Here is a 1,205-nt window from a genome sequence, read left to right as displayed (position 1 = left end):
GACGGCGCAGCGCTGCTGCTCGCCGCCGCTTAGGCGGGCGGGCCGGCGGTCCGCCTGATCGGCCTGGCCGACCAGCTCGAGCAGCTCGTCGGCGCGGGCCCGGGCCGCCTTGCGGCTGCCGCGGGCCAGCCGCACCGGCAGCTCGACGTTCTCCCGGGCATCCAGGTACGGCAGCAGATTCCGCGCGGTCTGCTGCCACACGAAGCCGACCGTCCGCCGCCGGTACGCGAGCCGGCTCTTGGCCGACATGCTGAGCAGGTCGTAGCCGGCGACCCGGGCGACGCCGGCGGTCGGCACGTCCAGCCCGGACAGGATGTTGAGCACGGTGGACTTGCCGGAGCCGGACGCGCCGACGATGGCCAGCAGTTCCCCGCGGTCGACGACGAGGTCCAGGCCCTGCAGGGCGACGACCTCGACGCCGTCGGTCTTGTAGATGCGCACCAGGCCGTCGCAGACGATGTGCCCGGCCAGCCGGTCGGCGCCACCCGCGCGGTCGGCCGCCCGTTGTGCCGCGCGGCGTTCCAGGGCGGCGAGATCCTCGGTCATCCGTACTCCCCTCCGAGCCGCAGCGCCTCGCCCAGGCGCATCCGGCGGTTCGCGGCGCTCTCCACCAGCAGCGCCGCGGCGACGGCGAGCATCACCACGGCGAGCACGGCGGCGACGAGCGCCGGGTCGATGCGGTCGCGGGCCGGCACCCCCGCCGTGAATCCTGACAGTCCCAGGGCGGGACCGAGCAGCCTCGGCAGTGCGACGCCGACCAGGCCGCCGGCGACCAGGGCGACGGTCAGCAGCGGTACGAGCTCGTACAGCAGCAGCCTGCGTCCCTGACCGGCGGACAGTCCCAGGGTCCGCAGCCGCGACAGCGTGGCGCCGCGGACCGGCGCACCGGCGAGCACGGCGAAGGCGACGGCCAGCAGAGCCAGCAGGACCGCGCTGGCGGCACCGGCAGTGAAGGTGAAGCTGAGCACCCGGTTGACCCCGCTGTCCTCGAGCGACGCTCGCTGGCCCTGCCACGTCGTGACGGTTGTCGGTGGCAGCGCCCAGTCAGCCGGCGCCTGACCGAGCCCGCTGGTCCGGTACGCGAGCTGCCCGGCGTCCCCGGCGCGACGCAGCGCGTCCGGGTCCGCGTCCGGGCCCGCGACGACGAACCGGTTGAACTGCAAGGGCTGCGCCGCGACCGGCAACGCCTGAGCGGGCAGCACGAC

At 75.3% G+C, this 1,205-nt stretch carries 1 protein-coding gene and 1 pseudogene; both read right to left on the bottom strand.

Annotated elements, in window-relative coordinates; all coding sequences use genetic code 11:
• Positions 1–546 (bottom strand): ATP-binding cassette domain-containing protein (locus tag AB0C29_RS49365; protein ID WP_360835430.1); only part of this gene is annotated, 546 nt, incomplete at its 3' end.
• Positions 543–1,205 (bottom strand): annotated as a pseudogene (locus AB0C29_RS49360) (ABC transporter permease); the annotation flags it as partial. The pseudogene AB0C29_RS49360 and the gene AB0C29_RS49365, both read right to left, overlap by 4 nt.

This window comes from Actinoplanes sp. NPDC048791, assembly GCF_040650095.1.
Taxonomy (GTDB): Bacteria; Actinomycetota; Actinomycetes; order Mycobacteriales; family Micromonosporaceae; genus Actinoplanes.
This window is presented reverse-complemented; position numbering and strand designations above follow the sequence as displayed.